The following is a 15981-nucleotide window of genomic DNA, read 5'->3' on the forward strand; positions in this document are numbered from 1 at the left end:
GAAACGGTACTCTCTCTGGCCCATCTTGATGCCAACCTTGACCCGGTTAAACTACCGGAGAACTCCCGACGGGACGCGCCCGTTCCAGTGTCGTTTTCACCTCGAACGCCATATTCTTGCCCGCCACGCGGCGACGGTGCGTCAATTTCGCCAGGTTGAGCCTGGCCAGTTCTGATGGCGAGACCCCGGTCGGTTCGGCATGCAGGAAGTAATGCAGGATCACCCCGTCCATCGACGGTTCCAGCCAGACCTCCATGGTGCCCGTCAGCGGACCGCTGACCGCCCATCGGATGCCCTTGTCGGCGCGGTCCTCGGTTACCTTCAGCTGCAGGTCCGGCCACCAGCGGCGCCACTGCGACCGATCTGCGATTGCGGCCCCGACCAGTGCGCCAGCGGCGGCGACGTAGGTTTCGTCGGCAATCTGGATGCTGTTCATCGCCTCAGCTTCACATACCCGCCCGCTCGGCAACGGTGCAGCCCTCGACCTTCCGGCAATCGCACCGGACCCCGACCGGCCGTCACCGGGCTGCGCGAATGTCACGGATAGGCTGGTCAACAGCAAGCCGACCGGCAAGAAGCGCCACCCTAGGGTCAAGCGAGGTAATCAGAGTGCGTCAGTACAGTGTTCCGGCCCGCTTTTCCGTCTACGACCACGACAACGTCGCGGCGGTGGTCTACGAGCATGAGCGCAACGATCCCGACTACGTGATCTACCGTCGACGGGTCGACGGGGCCTGGACGGACGTCACCTGCGCCGAGGCTGCCAACCAGATTCGTTCCGCCGCACTGGGTCTGATTTCGCTGGGAGTACAACCCGGCGACCGGGTCTCGATCTTCTCGGCCACCTGCTACGAATGGGCGATCCTGGATCTGGCGATCCTGTCGGTGGGCGCGGTAACGGTGCCGATCTACGAAACATCCTCAGCTGAGCAGGTGCGCTGGGTGCTGCAGGACTCCGAGGCGGTGCTGGCATTCGCCGAAACCGACGCGCATGCCGCGATCGTCACAGAGATCACCGGTGATCTGCCCGCACTGCGCCGCGTGCTGCACATCAACGGCTCCGGCCCCAAGGCGTTGGACCAGTTGGTGCAGGCCGGCGAGTCGGTCGATGCGGCCGAACTCACGGCGCGGCAGGAGGGACTGCGCTCCGATGCCCCTGCGACCCTCATCTACACCTCTGGCACCACCGGCCGGCCCAAGGGCTGCCAACTGACCCATTCCAATCTCCTGCACGAGATCCGCGGCACTGGCGAGTGCCTGCCGACGTTGTTGTGCGAGGGCCAACGCCTGCTGGTCTTCCTCCCGCTCGCCCACGTTCTGGCCCGCGCGCTCACCCTCGCGGCTTTCACCAGCAAAGTGACCGTCGGATTCACCAGCGACATCAAGAACCTGCTTCCGCTGCTGGCGGAGTTCAAACCGACCGTGGTGGTGTCGGTTCCACGGGTATTCGAGAAGGTGTACAACACCGCCGAGCAGAACGCCGCCAATGATGGCAAAGGCCCCGTCTTCAAGGCAGCTGCGCAGACGGCGGTCGATTGGAGCCGGGCCCAGGACAACGGCAGGCCCGGATTGGTGCTGCGCGCCAAGCACGCGCTGTTCGACCGACTGGTCTACGGCAAGCTTCGCAACGCACTGGGCGGTGAATGCCACGCCGCCGTCTCCGGGGGAGCTCCGCTGGGCGCGCGACTGGGGCACTTCTACCGCGGTGTGGGTGTGACCATCTTCGAGGGTTACGGCCTCACCGAGACCAGTGCGGCGATCACGGTGAACCAGATCAACGGCCTCAAGATCGGCACTGTGGGCAAGCTGGTGCCGGGCAACAGCCTGCGAATCGCCGAGGACAAGGAACTGTTGGTGCGCGGCGGCGTCGTGTTCAGCGGCTATTGGCGCAACGAGCAAGCCACCGAGGACGCGTTCACCGACGGCTGGTTCCGTACCGGCGATCTCGGCGCCGTCGACGAAGACGGTTTCGTCAGCATCACCGGTCGCAAGAAGGAACTCATCGTCACAGCCGGTGGAAAGAACGTCGCACCCGCCGTGCTGGAAGATCAATTGCGGGCACACCCGCTGATCAGCCAGGCGATGGTGGTCGGGGACGCCAAGCCGTTCATCGGTGCACTGATCACCATCGACCCCGAAGCGTTCGAGGGCTGGAAGCACCACCATCGCAAGGCCTCGGCTGCGACGGTCGGCGACCTGGCCACCGATCCGGATCTGGTCGCCGAGATCGACGCGGCAGTCAAGCAGGCCAACCTGCAGGTCTCCCACGCCGAGTCGATTCGCAAGTTCCGCATCCTGCCCGTCGACTTCACCGAGGACACCGGCGAGCTGACCCCGACGATGAAGGTGAAGCGCAACGTGGTGGCCGAAAAGTTCGCCTCCGACATTGAGGCGATCTACTCGAAGGACTGAGTACCGAGCAGCTTTTCCAGCCGGTCGGCCAGCAGGTCCCAGCGCCACTCGCTGCGGACCCATTCGCGCCCGGCGGCGCCCATTGCGGCGGCGCGGTCGCGGTCGATTAACAGCTCGGTGACGGCCTCGCCGATCTCGTCCACCGAGTTGCCGTCGACCACCAGTCCAGTCTTGTTGTGCTGCACCGCTTCCGGAGCTCCGCCGGAGTCACCGGCCACCACCGGAACGCCGGCGGCAGACGCTTCCAGGAAGACGATGCCCAGGCCCTCGACGTCCATCCCGGAACCGCGGGTACGGCAGGGCATCGCAAACACATCGGCCATGGCGTGGTGGGCGGGCAGCTCGTCTGCGGGAACGCCGCCGGTGAAGGTGACGTGGTCTTCCACCTCGCCGTCACGTGCGAGCTTGCGCAAAGTCTCAAGGTAGGGCCCGCCGCCGACGATGACCAGCGCCGCACCCTCGACGCGCCGGCGGATCGATGGCAGGGCCCTGATCAGCATGTCCTGTCCTTTGCGGGGCACCAGTCGCGACAGACACACCACGGTGGGCCGCTCGCCCAGCCGATAGCGGCGGCGCAGTTCGGCCCGCGCGGCGGGGTCGGGCCGGAACCGGTCGCTGTCCACGCCGGGTGGCAGATACTCCAGCGCGGCATTGGGCCCGAACGCCGGCGCGAACCTTGATCGGGTGTAGCGGCTGACGAAGGTCACGACGTCGGTGTGATCGCCGATGCTTCTCAGCACTGATCGCGCGACCGGCAGCATCGACCAGCCCACTTCGTGGCCGTGGGTGCTGGCCAGTACACGTTTGGCGCCGGCCTGCCGGGCGCGCGGCGCCAGCAGCGCCAGCGGGGCGGCGGCGCCGAACCAGACGGTGTCGATGTCGCGCTCTGCGATCAGCCGGCGCATCCTGGCGTCGACGGTGGGGACCGGCAGCATCAATGTGGTGGGGTGGCGCACCACCCGATATCCCACCGCTTTGGCCGCATCGTCAAAAGCCTCGGCGCCCTTCCACTTTGGCGCATACACCGTCACGCTGTGCGACCCGGAGTCGGCCAGCCGGTTGACGAACTCCCCCAAATAGGACTGGATACCTCCGCGTCGGGGGGGAAAGTCGTTGGTTACCAGCAGGACCCGGGCCACCCCGTGAGGTTAGCGGGCTGTTTCCCGCCGAACGTGCGCGGAATGCCGGTCGCCCCGGCGTGTCGTCGTACCGGAGTGCACGTTCGCGGAGAGAAAACAGGAACAGATCAGGCGTGGCTGGTCATCCACCGCTGCCAGCGCGGCAGCAGACCGGCCGCATCGACACCGAGTACGGCGGTGAAGGCGCTGGGCTGATCGGCATGTCCGACGCCACACGCGGCGAGATAGAGTTCGCGCAATTTGGCGGGCCCGTAGGTGTCAGCCACGAACCTGGCGAACCACCACGCACGGTCATAGGCCAACGAGCGTTGCGGGCCGGGAGTGTCGAGGTCGCCGTCCGCGGGCAACGACTGCGCTGGCACATCGGCGGGCAGCGGCGTCTGCGGCCGGGCGACATAATCGGCCACCCCTTCGGTGAGCCAGCGCGGCGCGTCCAAGGCGGTGTCCACCCGAGCGGCATAGTGGAAAAGCTCATGGCCGAGCACTATTCGTAGCGCTTGCGCAGTCATGTGAGTCGCGCCGGGCGCCAGCACGATGCGGGCATCTTCCATCGTCCGGGCCACTGGATCGACGCGCTCGGCCACGGTCACCGCGGCGATGTCCGCCCACTGCGAGGATGCGCCGCCACCGGCGGACTGCTGGAATTGCCCGTCGGATCCGGTCGCGACCAGCGCGATCTCATGCGTCCAGTCGGCGCCCCAGAAACCTACGACCGCGTCAATCGCGCTGCCGAGATCAGCGGCAGCCCGCGACAGCAGGCGGTCAGACGGCGGCCCGCCCAGGCTGACCAGTCGCACGACACGGTCACCGATGGGAGAGATCGTCGTCACGGGTTCGGCGCCGGCAACGGCCGGCACTGGCTCGGAAGCGCGCTCGCGGCCCGAGATCACGACCGCGGCGATCAATTCAGCCGTGAAGACACAGGTCAGCAAGACCCGCGCCCGGACCAGAGCGGGCGGAACCGTCAGTAGCGGCGGGCGTCGTAGATGGGACCGGACGAGTCCATCGGCACCACGCGTACCGGCTGGCCAAAGGTCGACGAGTGGACCATCATCCCGTCGCCGACGTAAATCCCCGCGTGCGACGCATCGGAGTAAAAGGTCAATACGTCGCCGGGCTGCAGGTCGGAAAGCGACACCGGCTGACCGCCGTGCGCCAGCGCCTGGCTGGAGTGTGGAAGGGAGATGCCGGCCTGCTGGAAAGCCCACATCACCAGGCCCGAGCAGTCGAATCCACCGGGAGCCGCGCCACCCCACACGTAGGGACTGCCGATCTGGGTCAGCGCAGCCTGCACAACCACCGCACGGTCGCCACCGCCGCCACCGATGAAGGGCACGTTGGACGCCCCGCCAGGAGCGGGTGCCTCACCGGGAACGCCTTCCGGCGGCACCGGCGCCCCCGGCGGCAATGCATCCGGTGCCGGCGCGCCGGGCCCACGGTCGGGTACTCGATCGGGGATCGGGCCGGGATTGGCCAGGGCGGTGCGCTGGTCTGGAGTCAACGCCTGGTACTGGGACTTGACGACGGCGATCTGAACCTGCAGCTGACTTTGCTTGTGCTGCAGGTTCGCCCGCACAGCGGCGGCCTGCTCGGCCGCAGCCTTGGCATCAGCCGCAGACTTGGCCGAGGCCTGCTCGGCCTTCACTGCCTCCTCGCCGGCGGCCTTGAAACTGGCCATCTGCGAAGACATTTGACCCGCCATCACCCGCTGTATCGCAAGCCCGTCGATCAAGGACTGCGGCGACGCGGCGGTGAGGATCGCATCCAGACCATCGGTGCGACCACCCATGTAAGTCGCGGCGGCGACTTTATTCACCGCACCTTGGAAGTTGGCCAGGCGCGCTCTCGCGGCTTCCAGCTTGGCCTGGTCATCGGTCAGCTTGCGCTCCGCCGCCTGCTGAGCAGCGAGTTTCTCGTTCAGATCGAGCTGGGCGCTGTGCATCGCCTCGGTGGTCTGCTCGGCCTGCCGGGAAAGCTCGTTGAGTTTCGCCAACGCGTCGTCGGCAGGATCGGCCAACGCACCGGCGGCCGTGATGCCTGAGAACACGATGAAGCTCGCAAACGAACCGATGGCGAAGCGCTTAATGACGCGCGCGATCGAATGCTTACAGTCGAGCCTCAAGATTTGCTTCCTTAAACTGCCATCGACGTGAATTCGCCGAGCTGGTTTAGGTCTCAAACAGGTTACGAAACGATATCGACGTTTGTCCAAAGGGGGGAGTTAAGAAATTGGGTAGATTTATGTCATTTCTATGTGAGACAGGGATTCTGGCCGCCGTTGACCCTACACGACTCGCCGGGTCACCGCGCTAGCCGACGTATCACGGTCCCGCCGGATCGGCACCAGACGCAACCGCGGCGCCAGCCCGGCCTCGGCCAGCGCCTCCAACGCGACTTGTTCGTCGTACGAAAGGGTTTCGGGCACCCCGAGCAGAACACTCACTACGCACTCTCGGCATCCCGGCCCCCGGACCGCGCAATCGTCGCAGTCGATGACCACCGGCTCTCCTGGTCTGGCCGCTGCGCCACCGGTCCTTTCGGGTCCGCTGCTGTGTGCCATCTGGGTCGGTCCTCTCCGTAGTGCTCTATCCCAAGTCGAACTCCACCGCACGGTAATGGTGGCCACCGACAACGACACCCGGCGTGGGAACTGCCGGCTGTCAGTGCGGATGCCTAACGTCACCGCCATGAGTGCGACCGGTGGGACTCAACTCAGCTTCGCCGGGCTGGACGACTTGAGCGCCCCCGACGAATCGCAGCTGCGCGAGACCACCTTCGTCGTGGTCGACCTGGAAACCACCGGTGGCCGCGCCAAGGCTCGCGACGGTGCCGCGCCCGACGCAATCACGGAGATCGGCGCGGTCAAGGTGTGCGGCGGCGCGGTGCTCGGTGAATTCGCCACGTTGGTGGACCCGCAACGCAGCATCCCGCCCCAGATCGTCCGACTGACCGGGATCACCACGGCAATGGTGTGCGACGCCCCGACCATCGAGTCCGTCCTACCGATGTTCTTCGAGTTCGCCGGTGACTCGGTGCTGGTGGCACACAACGCCGGGTTCGACATCGGGTTCCTGCGAGCCGCTGCCGAACGGTGCCACATCAGGTGGCCGCGGTCCCGGGTGTTGTGCACGGTCCGGCTGGCACGACGGGTGCTGAGCCGGGAAGAAGCTCCCAGTGTGCGGTTGGCCGAGCTGGCGCGCATCTTCGCCGTCGCAACCCAGCCCACCCACCGCGCTCTCGACGACGCCCGCGCGACCGTCGACGTGTTGCACGCACTCATCGAACGAGTCGGCAACCAGGGCATCCACACCTACGCCGACTTGCGCTCGTACCTGCCGGATGTCACCCCTGCGCAGCGCCGCAAGCGGGTATTGGCCGACGGACTCCCCCAGCGGCCGGGCGTCTACCTGTTTCGCGGCCCCGCCGGCGAGGTGCTGTATGTCGGCACCGCGGTCGATCTGCGGCGGCGGGTCAGCCAATACTTCAACGGCACCGATCCGCGCAGCCGGATGAAGGAGATGGTCGGCCTCGCCGGCAGCGTGGACCATGTGGAATGCGCCCACGCGCTGGAAGCGGGGGTACGCGAACTCCGGCTGCTGGCCGCGCATGCTCCGCCGTACAACCGCCGCTCGAAGTTTCCCCACCGCTGGTGGTGGGTGGTGTTGACCGCTGAGGCTTTCCCGCGGTTCTCGGTGATCCGCAATCCGCGGCACGATCGGGCCATCGGCCCATTTCGCGCGCGCACTGACGCCGCCGACACCGCGGCACTGCTGGCTCGCTTCACCGGCGTGCGGACGTGCACCAGACGACTGGGACGCTCGGCTCTGCACGGTCCTGTCTGCCCCGAGGTGGAGCTCGCGCCCTGCCCCGCCGCCCGTGACGCCACAGCCGAGCAGTATTCCGAGACGGTGCGACGCGCCGAGGCGCTGGTCAACGGTGCGGACAGCTCCCCGCTAGCCGCGGCCGTCGACCAGGTGGCGGCGCTGGCCGAGCGTCACCACTACGAAAGCGCGGCCCGCCTGCGCGACCACATCGCCACCGCCGTCGAGGGCTTGTGGCGGGGCCAGCGCCTGCGAGCCCTGGCCGCGCTGCCCGAGCTGATCGCCGCGACGCCCGACGGTGCGGGCGGCTACCACTTTGCGGTCGTCCGGCACGGCCAACTCGCCGCGGCCGGTAGTGCCCGGCGCGGAGTGCCGCCGATGCCGGTGGTCGAGGCAATCGCAGCCGGAGCCCAGATCGTCCTGCCGACCCAGGCCCCGCTGGGTGGGGCCCTAGTGGAGGAAACGGCGCTCATCGCGCGCTGGCTTTGCGCACCCGGGGTCCGCATCGTCGCGGTGTCCTCGTCCGACGAGGCGGGCTGGGCGTCTCCGCTGCGCGGGGCGGGCACGTGGGCGGCATGGGCGGCCACCGCACGGTCGGCGCGGTTGGCCGGTCGCCAGGTCGACGCGCAGTCAGATCTGCTGGCCGAACCGCACCCATCGCGCGAGCAGGTGTTCGGCCGCGCCACTGTCGATCGCAGCGGCGGCCCGCTGCAACCCGTCCTCCCACGCCGGCAACCATTCAGCGCGGCTGGATAACCCCGCGTGGGCGACCAGTGCACCCGCGGCGTTGAGCACCACGGCGTCGCGCACCGGCCCAGGGGCCCCGGCCAGCACCGCTCGCACTTCAGCGGCGTTGGCCACAGCATCTCCGCCGCGCAGCTCGTCGAGCTCGGCGCGCGCGAACCCGAAACCCGCTGGATCGAACGTGAGCTTGTCCACGGTGCCGGCCTGCACCCGCCAGATCGTGCTCGTAGTGGTGGTAGTGAGCTCGTCGAGCCCGTCGTCACCGTGCACCACCAGCACACTGGAACGACGTGCAGCAAACACGCCGGCCATGACCTCGGCGAGGTCCGCAAACGCACAGCCGATCAACCCGGCCCGCGGCCTGGCCGGATTCGTCAGGGGTCCAAGGAGATTGAACACCGTCGGTATTCCGATCTCCCGGCGCGCCACGGATGCGTGCCGGTAGGACGGATGGAACTGGGGCGCGAAGCAAAAGCCGATCCCCACCTCGACGAGGCTGCGCGCGACCTCGTCGGGCTCTAGATCGATGCGTACCCCGAGGGCCTCAAGGGTGTCGGCGCCGCCGGACAACGAGGAAGCGGCCCGGTTACCGTGTTTGACCACCGGCACGCCTGCCGCCGCTACCACGATCGAGGCCATCGTGGACAGATTCACCGTGTTGACCCCATCGCCTCCGGTGCCGACGACGTCGACGGCGTCGTCGGGGATGGCACCCTCGGGCATTGGGCGGGCATGGTCAAGCATCACCCCGGCCAGTTCGCTGACTTCGTCGGACGTCGGGCCCTTCATCTTCATCGCCACGGCGAATGCGGCGATCTGGGCCGGCTGCGCGGCGCCGGTCATGATCTGGTTCATCGCCCAGGCGGCCTCACCGCGCCGCAAGTGCTGCCGGTCGGTCAAGCGCCCCAGCACCCGCGGCCACGACGGCGCGGCGGACGAGTAAGCCTCAAAGGACCCAGCCACGTCGCCGATGGTCCCACGAGAATCCCCTGCTCCCAACTGCGCTCCCCCACGGCCAGACTTCCCGGGCGACACGAAATCTCAGAAATTTGTGACCCGGGTAGTGTTCGACAACTACAAAGCGTCATACTTGCGGATGTGACGAGTGCTGTAGGGACCTCGGGTACCGCGATTACGTCGCGAGTCCATTCGCTGAACCGCCCCAACATGGTCAGTGTTGGCACCATAGTGTGGCTTTCCAGCGAGCTCATGTTCTTTGCTGGGCTGTTCGCGTTCTACTTCACGGCGCGAGCGCAGGCCGGCGGGAACTGGCCACCGCCGCCGACCGAGCTGAATCTGTACCAGGCCGTGCCGGTGACGCTGGTGTTGATCGCGTCGTCGTTCACCTGCCAGATGGGCGTCTTCGCGGCCGAACGCGGCGACGTCTTCGGTCTGCGGCGCTGGTATGTGATCACCTTCCTGATGGGGCTGTTCTTCATCTGTGGCCAGGCATATGAGTACGTGCATCTGGTGACGCACGGGACGACCATCCCCAGCAGCGCCTACGGCAGCGTGTTCTATCTGGCCACCGGTTTCCACGGCCTGCACGTCACCGGCGGTCTGATCGCGTTCATCTTCCTGCTGGTCCGCACCACGATGAGCAAGTTCACCCCGGCGCAGGCCACCGCCAGCATCGTGGTCTCGTACTACTGGCACTTCGTCGACATCGTGTGGATTGCGCTGTTCGCCGTCATCTATTTCATCCGTTAAGACTCGCCCCGAACGAAGCCCCGAACCAGGAAACGACAGGAGTGCTCAGTTGAAAAGACTGGGGTTCACCCGATCCGGTGGCAGCAAGAGTGGTCGTTCCCGGCGGCGTCTGCACCGCCGGCTGTCCGGCGGACTGTTGCTGCTGATCGCTCTGACCATCGCCGGTGGATTGGCAGCCGTGCTGACTCCGACGCCGCAGGTCGCGGTCGCCGACGAATCCGGCTCGGCGTTGTTGCGGACCGGCAAGCAGCTGTTCGACACGTCATGCGTGTCGTGCCACGGCGCCAACCTGCAGGGTGTGCCCGACCACGGGCCCAGCCTGATCGGCGTCGGCGAGGCCGCCGTCTACTTCCAGGTGTCCACCGGCCGGATGCCCGCCATGCGCGGTGAGGCTCAGGCGCCGCGTAAAGAGCCCATCTTCGACGAGGCGCAGATCGACGCGATCGGCGCTTACGTGCAGGCCAACGGTGGCGGCCCCACCGTGGTGCGCAACCCCGACGGCAGCCTTGCGATGCAGTCGCTGCGCGGCAGCGACCTGGGCCGCGGCGGCGACCTGTTCCGGCTCAACTGCGCCTCGTGCCACAACTTCACCGGTAAGGGCGGCGCGCTGTCGTCTGGCAAATATGCACCCGACCTCGGTGAGGCCAACGAGCAGCAGATCCTCACCGCGATGCTGACCGGTCCGCAGAACATGCCGAAGTTCGCCGACCGTCAGCTCTCCTTCGAATCGAAGAAGGACATCATCGCCTATGTGCGGACCGCCGCCGAGGAACGCTCCCCGGGCGGCTACGGGCTAGGTGGATTCGGGCCCGCGCCCGAGGGCATGGCGATGTGGATCATCGGCATGGTCTCGGCCATCGGGTTGGCATTGTGGATTGGGGCGCGTTCATGAGCGACGAGTCTGAAGTGGCACAAACCGCGAAGACCGGTTCGGACACCGACACCAGCACGCACGCGGGCGAGAAGGAGCCGGACGACGCGGCGCTGGCCGCGATGTCCCGCGAGGAACTGCTGGCGCTGGGCAGCAAGATCGACGGCGTCCAGATCGTCTACAAGGAGCCGCGCTGGCCCGTCGAAGGCACCAAGGCCGAGAAGCGTGCCGCGCGCGGAGTTGCCGGCTGGCTGTTGCTGGGCGGCTTCTTCGGGCTGGCGTTGCTGCTCGTATTCCTGTTCTGGCCGTGGGAATACAAACCCACCGGCAGCTCGGGGAACTTCCTGTACTCGTTGGCCACCCCGCTGTACGGCTTCACCTTCGGGATGTCGATCCTGTCGATCGCCATCGGTGCGGTGCTGATGCAGAAACGCTTTATCCCAGAAGAGATCACGATCCAGGACCGCCACGACGGCGCCTCGCGGGAGATCGACCGCAAGACCGTGGTGGCCAACCTGGCCGACGCCTACGAGGGTTCGACCGTCGGACGCCGCAAGCTGATCGGGGCGTCCCTGGGGATCGGATTGGGCGCGTTCGGCCTGGGCACCCTGGTCGCGTTTGCCGGCGGCCTCATCAAGAACCCGTGGAAGCCGGTCGTTCCCACCGCCGAGGGTATGAAGGCGGTGCTGTGGACGTCCGGGTGGACGCCGCGCTTCAAGGGCGAGACGATCTACCTGGCTCGGGCCACCGGGGCCCATGACGGTCCCCCATACACGAAGATGCGGCCCGAGGACATGGATGCCGGCGGCATGGAGACGGTATTCCCCTGGCGGGAATCCGACGGCGACGGCACCACCGTGGAGTCGCACGAGAAACTGGCGGCCATCTCGATGGGCGTCCGCAACCCGGTGATGCTCATCCGCGTCAAGCCCGGTGATGTGGACAAGGTCGTCAAGCGTCAGGGGCAGGAGAGTTTCAACTTCGGCGAGTTCTTCGCCTACACGAAGGTATGCTCACACTTGGGTTGCCCCGCATCGCTTTACGAACAACAGACCTACCGAATTCTGTGCCCGTGTCACCAGTCGCAGTTCGACGCATTGCACTTCGCCAAGCCGATCTTCGGCCCGGCAGCCCGTGCGTTGGCGCAGCTGCCCATCACCATCGACTCCGACGGGTATTTCGTCGCCAACGGTGACTTCATCGAACCCGTGGGACCGGCATTCTGGGAGCGCACAACAACATGAGTCCAAAATTGAGTCCCCCCAAAATCGGCGACGTCCTGGCCCGCCAGGGCAATGACATTGACTCCCGGTACCACCCGTCGGCGGCGGTGCGTCGTCAGCTCAACAAGGTGTTCCCGACGCATTGGTCGTTCTTGTTGGGTGAGATCGCGCTGTACAGCTTCATCGTGTTGCTGATCACCGGCGTGTACCTGACGTTGTTCTTCGACCCGTCGATGGCCGAGGTCACCTACAACGGCGTGTACCAGCCGTTGCGTGGGGTCGAGATGTCACGGGCTTACGAGACGGCGCTGAACATCTCCTTCGAGGTCCGCGGCGGCCTGTTTGTCCGCCAGATTCATCACTGGGCAGCGTTGATGTTCTCTGCGTCGATCATGGTGCACCTGGCGCGCATCTTCTTCACCGGCGCATTCCGCCGGCCCCGTGAGGCGAACTGGGTGATCGGGTCGCTGCTGCTGATCCTGTCCATGTTCGAGGGTTACTTCGGCTACTCATTGCCCGACGACCTGCTCTCGGGTATCGGTCTGCGGGCGGCGCTGTCCTCGATCACGCTGGGCATGCCGATCATCGGCACCTGGCTGCACTGGGCACTGTTCGGCGGCGACTTCCCGGGCACCATCCTGATTCCCCGGCTCTACGCCCTGCACATCCTGCTGCTGCCGGGCATCATCCTGGCCCTCATCGGCGCACACATGGCGTTGGTGTGGTTCCAGAAGCACACCCAGTTCCCCGGCCCGGGCCGCACCGAGCACAACGTGGTCGGCGTGCGGGTGATGCCGACCTTCGCGGTCAAGTCTGGGGCCTTCTTCGCCTGCATCGTCGGTGTGCTGGGTCTAATGGGCGGGCTGCTGCAGATCAACCCGATCTGGAATCTCGGTCCGTACAAGCCGTCCCAGGTGTCGGCGGGCTCGCAGCCGGACTTCTACATGATGTGGACGGAAGGCCTGGCCCGTATCTGGCCGCCCTGGGAGTTCTACTTCTTCCACCACACCATTCCGGCCGTCGTGTGGGTTGCGATCATCATGGGCCTGGTCTTCGGCCTGCTGGTCATCTACCCCTTCCTGGAGAAGCGGTTCACCCGCGACTACGCCCACCACAATCTGCTGGTGCGCCCCCGGGACGCACCGGTGCGGACCGCGATCGGCGCCATGGCGATCACCTTCTACATGGTCCTAACGCTGTGCGCGATGAACGACATCATCGCGTTCAAGTTCCACATCTCGCTGAACGCGACGACGTGGATCGGGCGTATCGGCATGGTTGTGCTGCCCCCGCTGGTCTACTTCATCGCCTACCGGTGGGCCGTTGGCCTGCAGCGCAGTGACCGTGCGGTGCTCGAGCACGGCATCGAGACCGGCATCATTAAGCGGTTGCCGCACGGTGCCTACATCGAACTGCACCAACCGCTCGGCCCGGTCGACGACCACGGACACCCGCTGGCGCTGGAGTACCAGGGCGCGGCGCTGCCCAAGAAGATGAACAAGCTGGGCTCGGCGGGCTCACCGGGCAGCGGCAGCTTCCTGTTCGCAGACCCGACCTCGCAGGACACGGCGCTACGCGAGGCGAGTCACGCCGCCGAACACCGTGCCCTCACCGCGCTGCGGGAGCACCAGGAGGGCTCAAACGGCTCCTCCAACGGTTCCAACGGGCACTCCAACGGCTCGTCCAATGGCGGACACCACTAGGGGGAGCCCAGCGAAGCGCTAGAGCCGCCGTCCCCACTTCCTGGGGGCGGCGGCTTTGCTTTGATTTGTCACGTCCAGTGCCGTGTGCGCAGAAGGCGGCGGAGCGGGCAAAAACCCCACCCTCGCCGCACACTGGAAGCCGTGAGCGCACACCGAGAACCGGGCCCCGCAGGCGCAAGAGCGCTAAAGCTCAGTGCGCGACCTGGCCGCGGCGCAGCTGCCGCACGTAGATGATCTCGATCGCCGGCAGGCCGGCCGTGATCACACCCGCGAAACCGTAACTGACCCACGCGCCCCCGTCGTGTCCGGCGGCCATCAGATAGGTCGCCACCGCGACGGCGATCAGCGACGCCCCGATCGCGCTCGTCAGCGCCAGTGTCCCGCGTAGCCAGATGCGGTCCACCACCGCGCCCGACCATTCGTCAAGTGCTCCATAGGCTTTGACCGGCTCGCGGCGCGCCTGCTCGACGGTAACGCGGGAGCCGGTGCGCGCGATCTGCTTGGCCGGCCGGACCGCCCCACCCTGCAGGGCACGGGAGCGCACCACCGGTTCGGCCTGCGTCATCCGGCGGGCCCGCAGCAACACCGGGATGGCACCCGCGATGATCAACGCGGAAATGACGATGACGGCATACAGCACCCAGGTGGTGTGCGGAGTGCGCGCCATCTTGTGGAAGCCCCGGCCCAGGTCCGCCAGCGCCACGGCGGCCGCGACGCTGACGCCTACCAGAACCAGCCAGATAGCGGCGCAGGCCCCGAGCATGACGCGGTCGATGATGCTCGGGTTGACGACCGGGTCCGGCCCACGTCGGTACGACGAATATCTGCCGACCATCAACAGCTCGTCTGCGGCGAGTCGTTGGTGTTGGACGACAACACCGTCCCGTCACTGGTGATGATCGAGCAGTTGAGTCTGCTGACGCGAAAGAGGCTGGACGCCTCCACCGAACCCACGTCGGACTGCGAGATGGGTGTGACGGTCATCGACCACGGAATGTAGACGTTGTGCTGCGTGCGACGTCGTCCCGAAGCGTCAACGTACGTGACGGAGATGATGTCACCTGGGGCTTTGGTGCCGGTCACGGAGTAGGTGACTTGCCGCGGGCCGGCCGGCGTCGTGGTGGCGGGGGGTGGGGCCGCGGCGGTGCTGCTGCTCGCAGGCGGCGGCGCGGCGGTGGTCGACGGCGGCGGCGGTGGTGGTGGCGGCGGTGGCGTCACGGTTACTGTCTGTGTCTCCGTTGCGGTGGGCGTTTCGGGCGGTGGCGGCGGTGGTGGCGGCTCAGAGGACGGCGGCGGCTCAGAGGACGGCGGCGGCTTGGTCGTGGTGATCTGATCCTGCACCGGAGGTACCGAGGAGGTCGTGGTCGTCGCGGGGTTGGCAAGTTGGCTGGTGCCGGTGCGCGTCACCAGCAACGACACCGCGACCACCAGCGAAATCGCTGCCACAATCGCGGCCACCCCGACGACCCACGGCCAACGCGGGGATCGTTCGCCGTCCGCGTCGTCGTCGTCATAGCTGTCGTAGTCGTACAGTGCCAGGTCGCCGGGCATGTACGGGCTGCTGAACAGTTCGGACTCCGGCGCCGAGTAGGCCCGGGAGTAGGCGTCCGTCTCTGCCGCGGGCTCCACCTCGACGCCGCCGTCCAGCGGCTCCAAGTCGTCGTGGCCGAAGTCAGCGCTGTCGGATTCCGGTTCGGCAGCCTCGTCTGCAGGGTCGGGTTCGTCAGGATCCCGTCCCGGCGGATTCGGCCCGCTCATGTCTGCCTACCCTGTCCAACTGCCCAGCCAGCCCGCGGGGATCCGCGGCTGCATCCGTGCACTCCGTGATAACTCATCGTGCCTCGGAAACCCTACCCAACCGGCCGCCACAGAGGTCCCATGGCAAACTGCCCACCGGTCAACTGGTGACCAGATTGTGACCTTTGCCGATGCGATCAGTGTTTCTCGGGTCCGACGTAGTACTCGAAGACCAGCCCGGCCGCCGAGGAGAGGATGAAGACCACGCCGGCGACGATCAGCCACGGCAGCCACAAAGCGATACCGACGGCGGCCACCGAACCGGACAGGGCGATCATTATCGGCCACCAGCTGTGCGGGCTGAAAAATCCCAGTTCGCCTGCGCCGTCGCTGATTTCGGCGCCTTCATAGTCCTCGGGACGGGTGTCGAGGCGGCGTGCCACGAACCGGAAGAAGGTGGCCACGATCAGTGCCAGCCCGCCGGTCAACGCCAGTGCCGTGGTACCTGCCCACTCGACACCGCCGGGAGAGAAGATCGCGGTCAGCACCGCGTACAGCACTGTCACCAGGACGAAGAACGCGGCGATGAACTCGAACAACCGGGCTTCGATGTGCATGAGT

14 protein-coding genes and 1 pseudogene are annotated in these 15981 nt (G+C 66.7%); 6 read left to right on the forward strand and 9 right to left on the reverse strand.

What is annotated here, in order from left to right:
* Positions 1 to 46: 46 nt before the first annotated feature.
* Positions 47 to 436 (reverse strand): polyketide cyclase / dehydrase and lipid transport, encoded by a 390-nt coding sequence (locus tag JX552_RS18235; RefSeq protein ID WP_205873378.1) that lies wholly within the window; start codon positions 434 to 436, stop codon positions 47 to 49.
* Between the two features lie 173 nt (positions 437 to 609).
* Here JX552_RS18235 and JX552_RS18240 point away from each other — a divergent pair, with 173 nt between their 5' ends.
* The gene (locus tag JX552_RS18240) at positions 610 to 2412 is read left to right on the forward strand and encodes an AMP-dependent synthetase/ligase (protein ID WP_205873379.1); all 1803 of its coding nucleotides are present in this window, start codon (positions 610 to 612) and stop codon (positions 2410 to 2412) included.
* Here JX552_RS18240 and pimB read toward each other — a convergent pair.
* From pimB to JX552_RS18260, 4 genes are all read right to left on the reverse strand, one after another.
* Positions 2397 to 3551 carry a GDP-mannose-dependent alpha-(1-6)-phosphatidylinositol monomannoside mannosyltransferase gene (pimB, locus tag JX552_RS18245; protein ID WP_205873380.1) on the reverse strand — a complete coding sequence of 385 codons (1155 nt, stop codon included), beginning with the start codon at positions 3549 to 3551 and terminating at the stop codon, positions 2397 to 2399. The genes JX552_RS18240 and pimB overlap by 16 nt on opposite strands.
* Positions 3552 to 3658: 107 nt before the next feature.
* Positions 3659 to 4483 carry a gluzincin family metallopeptidase gene (locus JX552_RS18250; RefSeq protein ID WP_205873381.1) on the reverse strand — a complete coding sequence of 275 codons (825 nt, stop codon included), beginning with the start codon at positions 4481 to 4483 and terminating at the stop codon, positions 3659 to 3661.
* Between the two features lie 32 nt (positions 4484 to 4515).
* Entirely contained in the window at positions 4516 to 5673 is a 1158-nt protein-coding gene (gene ripC, locus JX552_RS18255; RefSeq protein WP_205873382.1) for a peptidoglycan hydrolase RipC, read from the reverse strand.
* A gap of 162 nt (positions 5674 to 5835) precedes the next feature.
* Entirely contained in the window at positions 5836 to 6111 is a 276-nt protein-coding gene (locus tag JX552_RS18260) for a hypothetical protein (protein ID WP_205873383.1), read from the reverse strand.
* 127 nt (positions 6112 to 6238) lie between these two features.
* Here JX552_RS18260 and JX552_RS18265 point away from each other — a divergent pair.
* Positions 6239 to 8065: pseudogene (locus JX552_RS18265) on the forward strand (DEDD exonuclease domain-containing protein); the annotation flags it as partial.
* Here the strand turns inward: JX552_RS18265 and trpD are convergent.
* The gene (gene trpD, locus JX552_RS18270) at positions 8003 to 9088 is read right to left on the reverse strand and encodes an anthranilate phosphoribosyltransferase (protein ID WP_431195992.1); all 1086 of its coding nucleotides are present in this window, start codon (positions 9086 to 9088) and stop codon (positions 8003 to 8005) included. The pseudogene JX552_RS18265 and the gene trpD sit on opposite strands and share 63 nt — an antisense overlap.
* Positions 9089 to 9214: 126 nt before the next feature.
* Here trpD and ctaE point away from each other — a divergent pair, with 126 nt between their 5' ends.
* Genes ctaE through qcrB form a run of 4 tightly spaced genes read left to right on the forward strand, consistent with a single transcriptional unit; the run spans position 9215 to position 13623 of the window.
* The gene (gene ctaE, locus JX552_RS18275; RefSeq protein WP_065045069.1) at positions 9215 to 9826 is read left to right on the forward strand and encodes an aa3-type cytochrome oxidase subunit III; all 612 of its coding nucleotides are present in this window, start codon (positions 9215 to 9217) and stop codon (positions 9824 to 9826) included.
* Positions 9827 to 9875: 49 nt separating this feature from the next.
* A complete protein-coding gene (gene qcrC, locus JX552_RS18280) occupies positions 9876 to 10718 on the forward strand; it encodes a cytochrome bc1 complex diheme cytochrome c subunit (RefSeq protein ID WP_205873384.1) in 843 nt (280 codons plus the stop codon).
* Positions 10715 to 11941, forward strand: a complete 1227-nt coding sequence (gene qcrA, locus JX552_RS18285; RefSeq protein ID WP_205873385.1) for a cytochrome bc1 complex Rieske iron-sulfur subunit — start codon at positions 10715 to 10717, stop codon at positions 11939 to 11941. Before qcrC ends, qcrA begins: the two co-directional genes overlap by 4 nt.
* Positions 11938 to 13623 (forward strand): cytochrome bc1 complex cytochrome b subunit, encoded by a 1686-nt coding sequence (qcrB, locus tag JX552_RS18290; protein WP_205873386.1) that lies wholly within the window; start codon positions 11938 to 11940, stop codon positions 13621 to 13623. The genes qcrA and qcrB overlap by 4 nt, the downstream gene beginning before the upstream one ends.
* 190 nt (positions 13624 to 13813) lie before the next feature.
* Here qcrB and JX552_RS18295 read toward each other — a convergent pair whose 3' ends face one another.
* The 3 genes from JX552_RS18295 to JX552_RS18305 form a co-directional block, all read right to left on the reverse strand.
* The gene (locus JX552_RS18295; RefSeq protein ID WP_205873387.1) at positions 13814 to 14458 is read right to left on the reverse strand and encodes a DUF2561 family protein; all 645 of its coding nucleotides are present in this window, start codon (positions 14456 to 14458) and stop codon (positions 13814 to 13816) included.
* A complete protein-coding gene (locus tag JX552_RS18300; protein WP_205873388.1) occupies positions 14458 to 15381 on the reverse strand; it encodes an MmpS family transport accessory protein in 924 nt (307 codons plus the stop codon). Before JX552_RS18300 ends, JX552_RS18295 begins: the two co-directional genes overlap by 1 nt.
* Before the next feature lie 176 nt (positions 15382 to 15557).
* Positions 15558 to 15977, reverse strand: a complete 420-nt coding sequence (locus JX552_RS18305; protein ID WP_205873389.1) for a cytochrome c oxidase subunit 4 — start codon at positions 15975 to 15977, stop codon at positions 15558 to 15560.
* Positions 15978 to 15981: the final 4 nt, after the last annotated feature.

Source organism: Mycobacterium gordonae (genome assembly GCF_017086405.1).
Classification (GTDB): domain Bacteria; phylum Actinomycetota; class Actinomycetes; order Mycobacteriales; family Mycobacteriaceae; genus Mycobacterium; species Mycobacterium gordonae_D.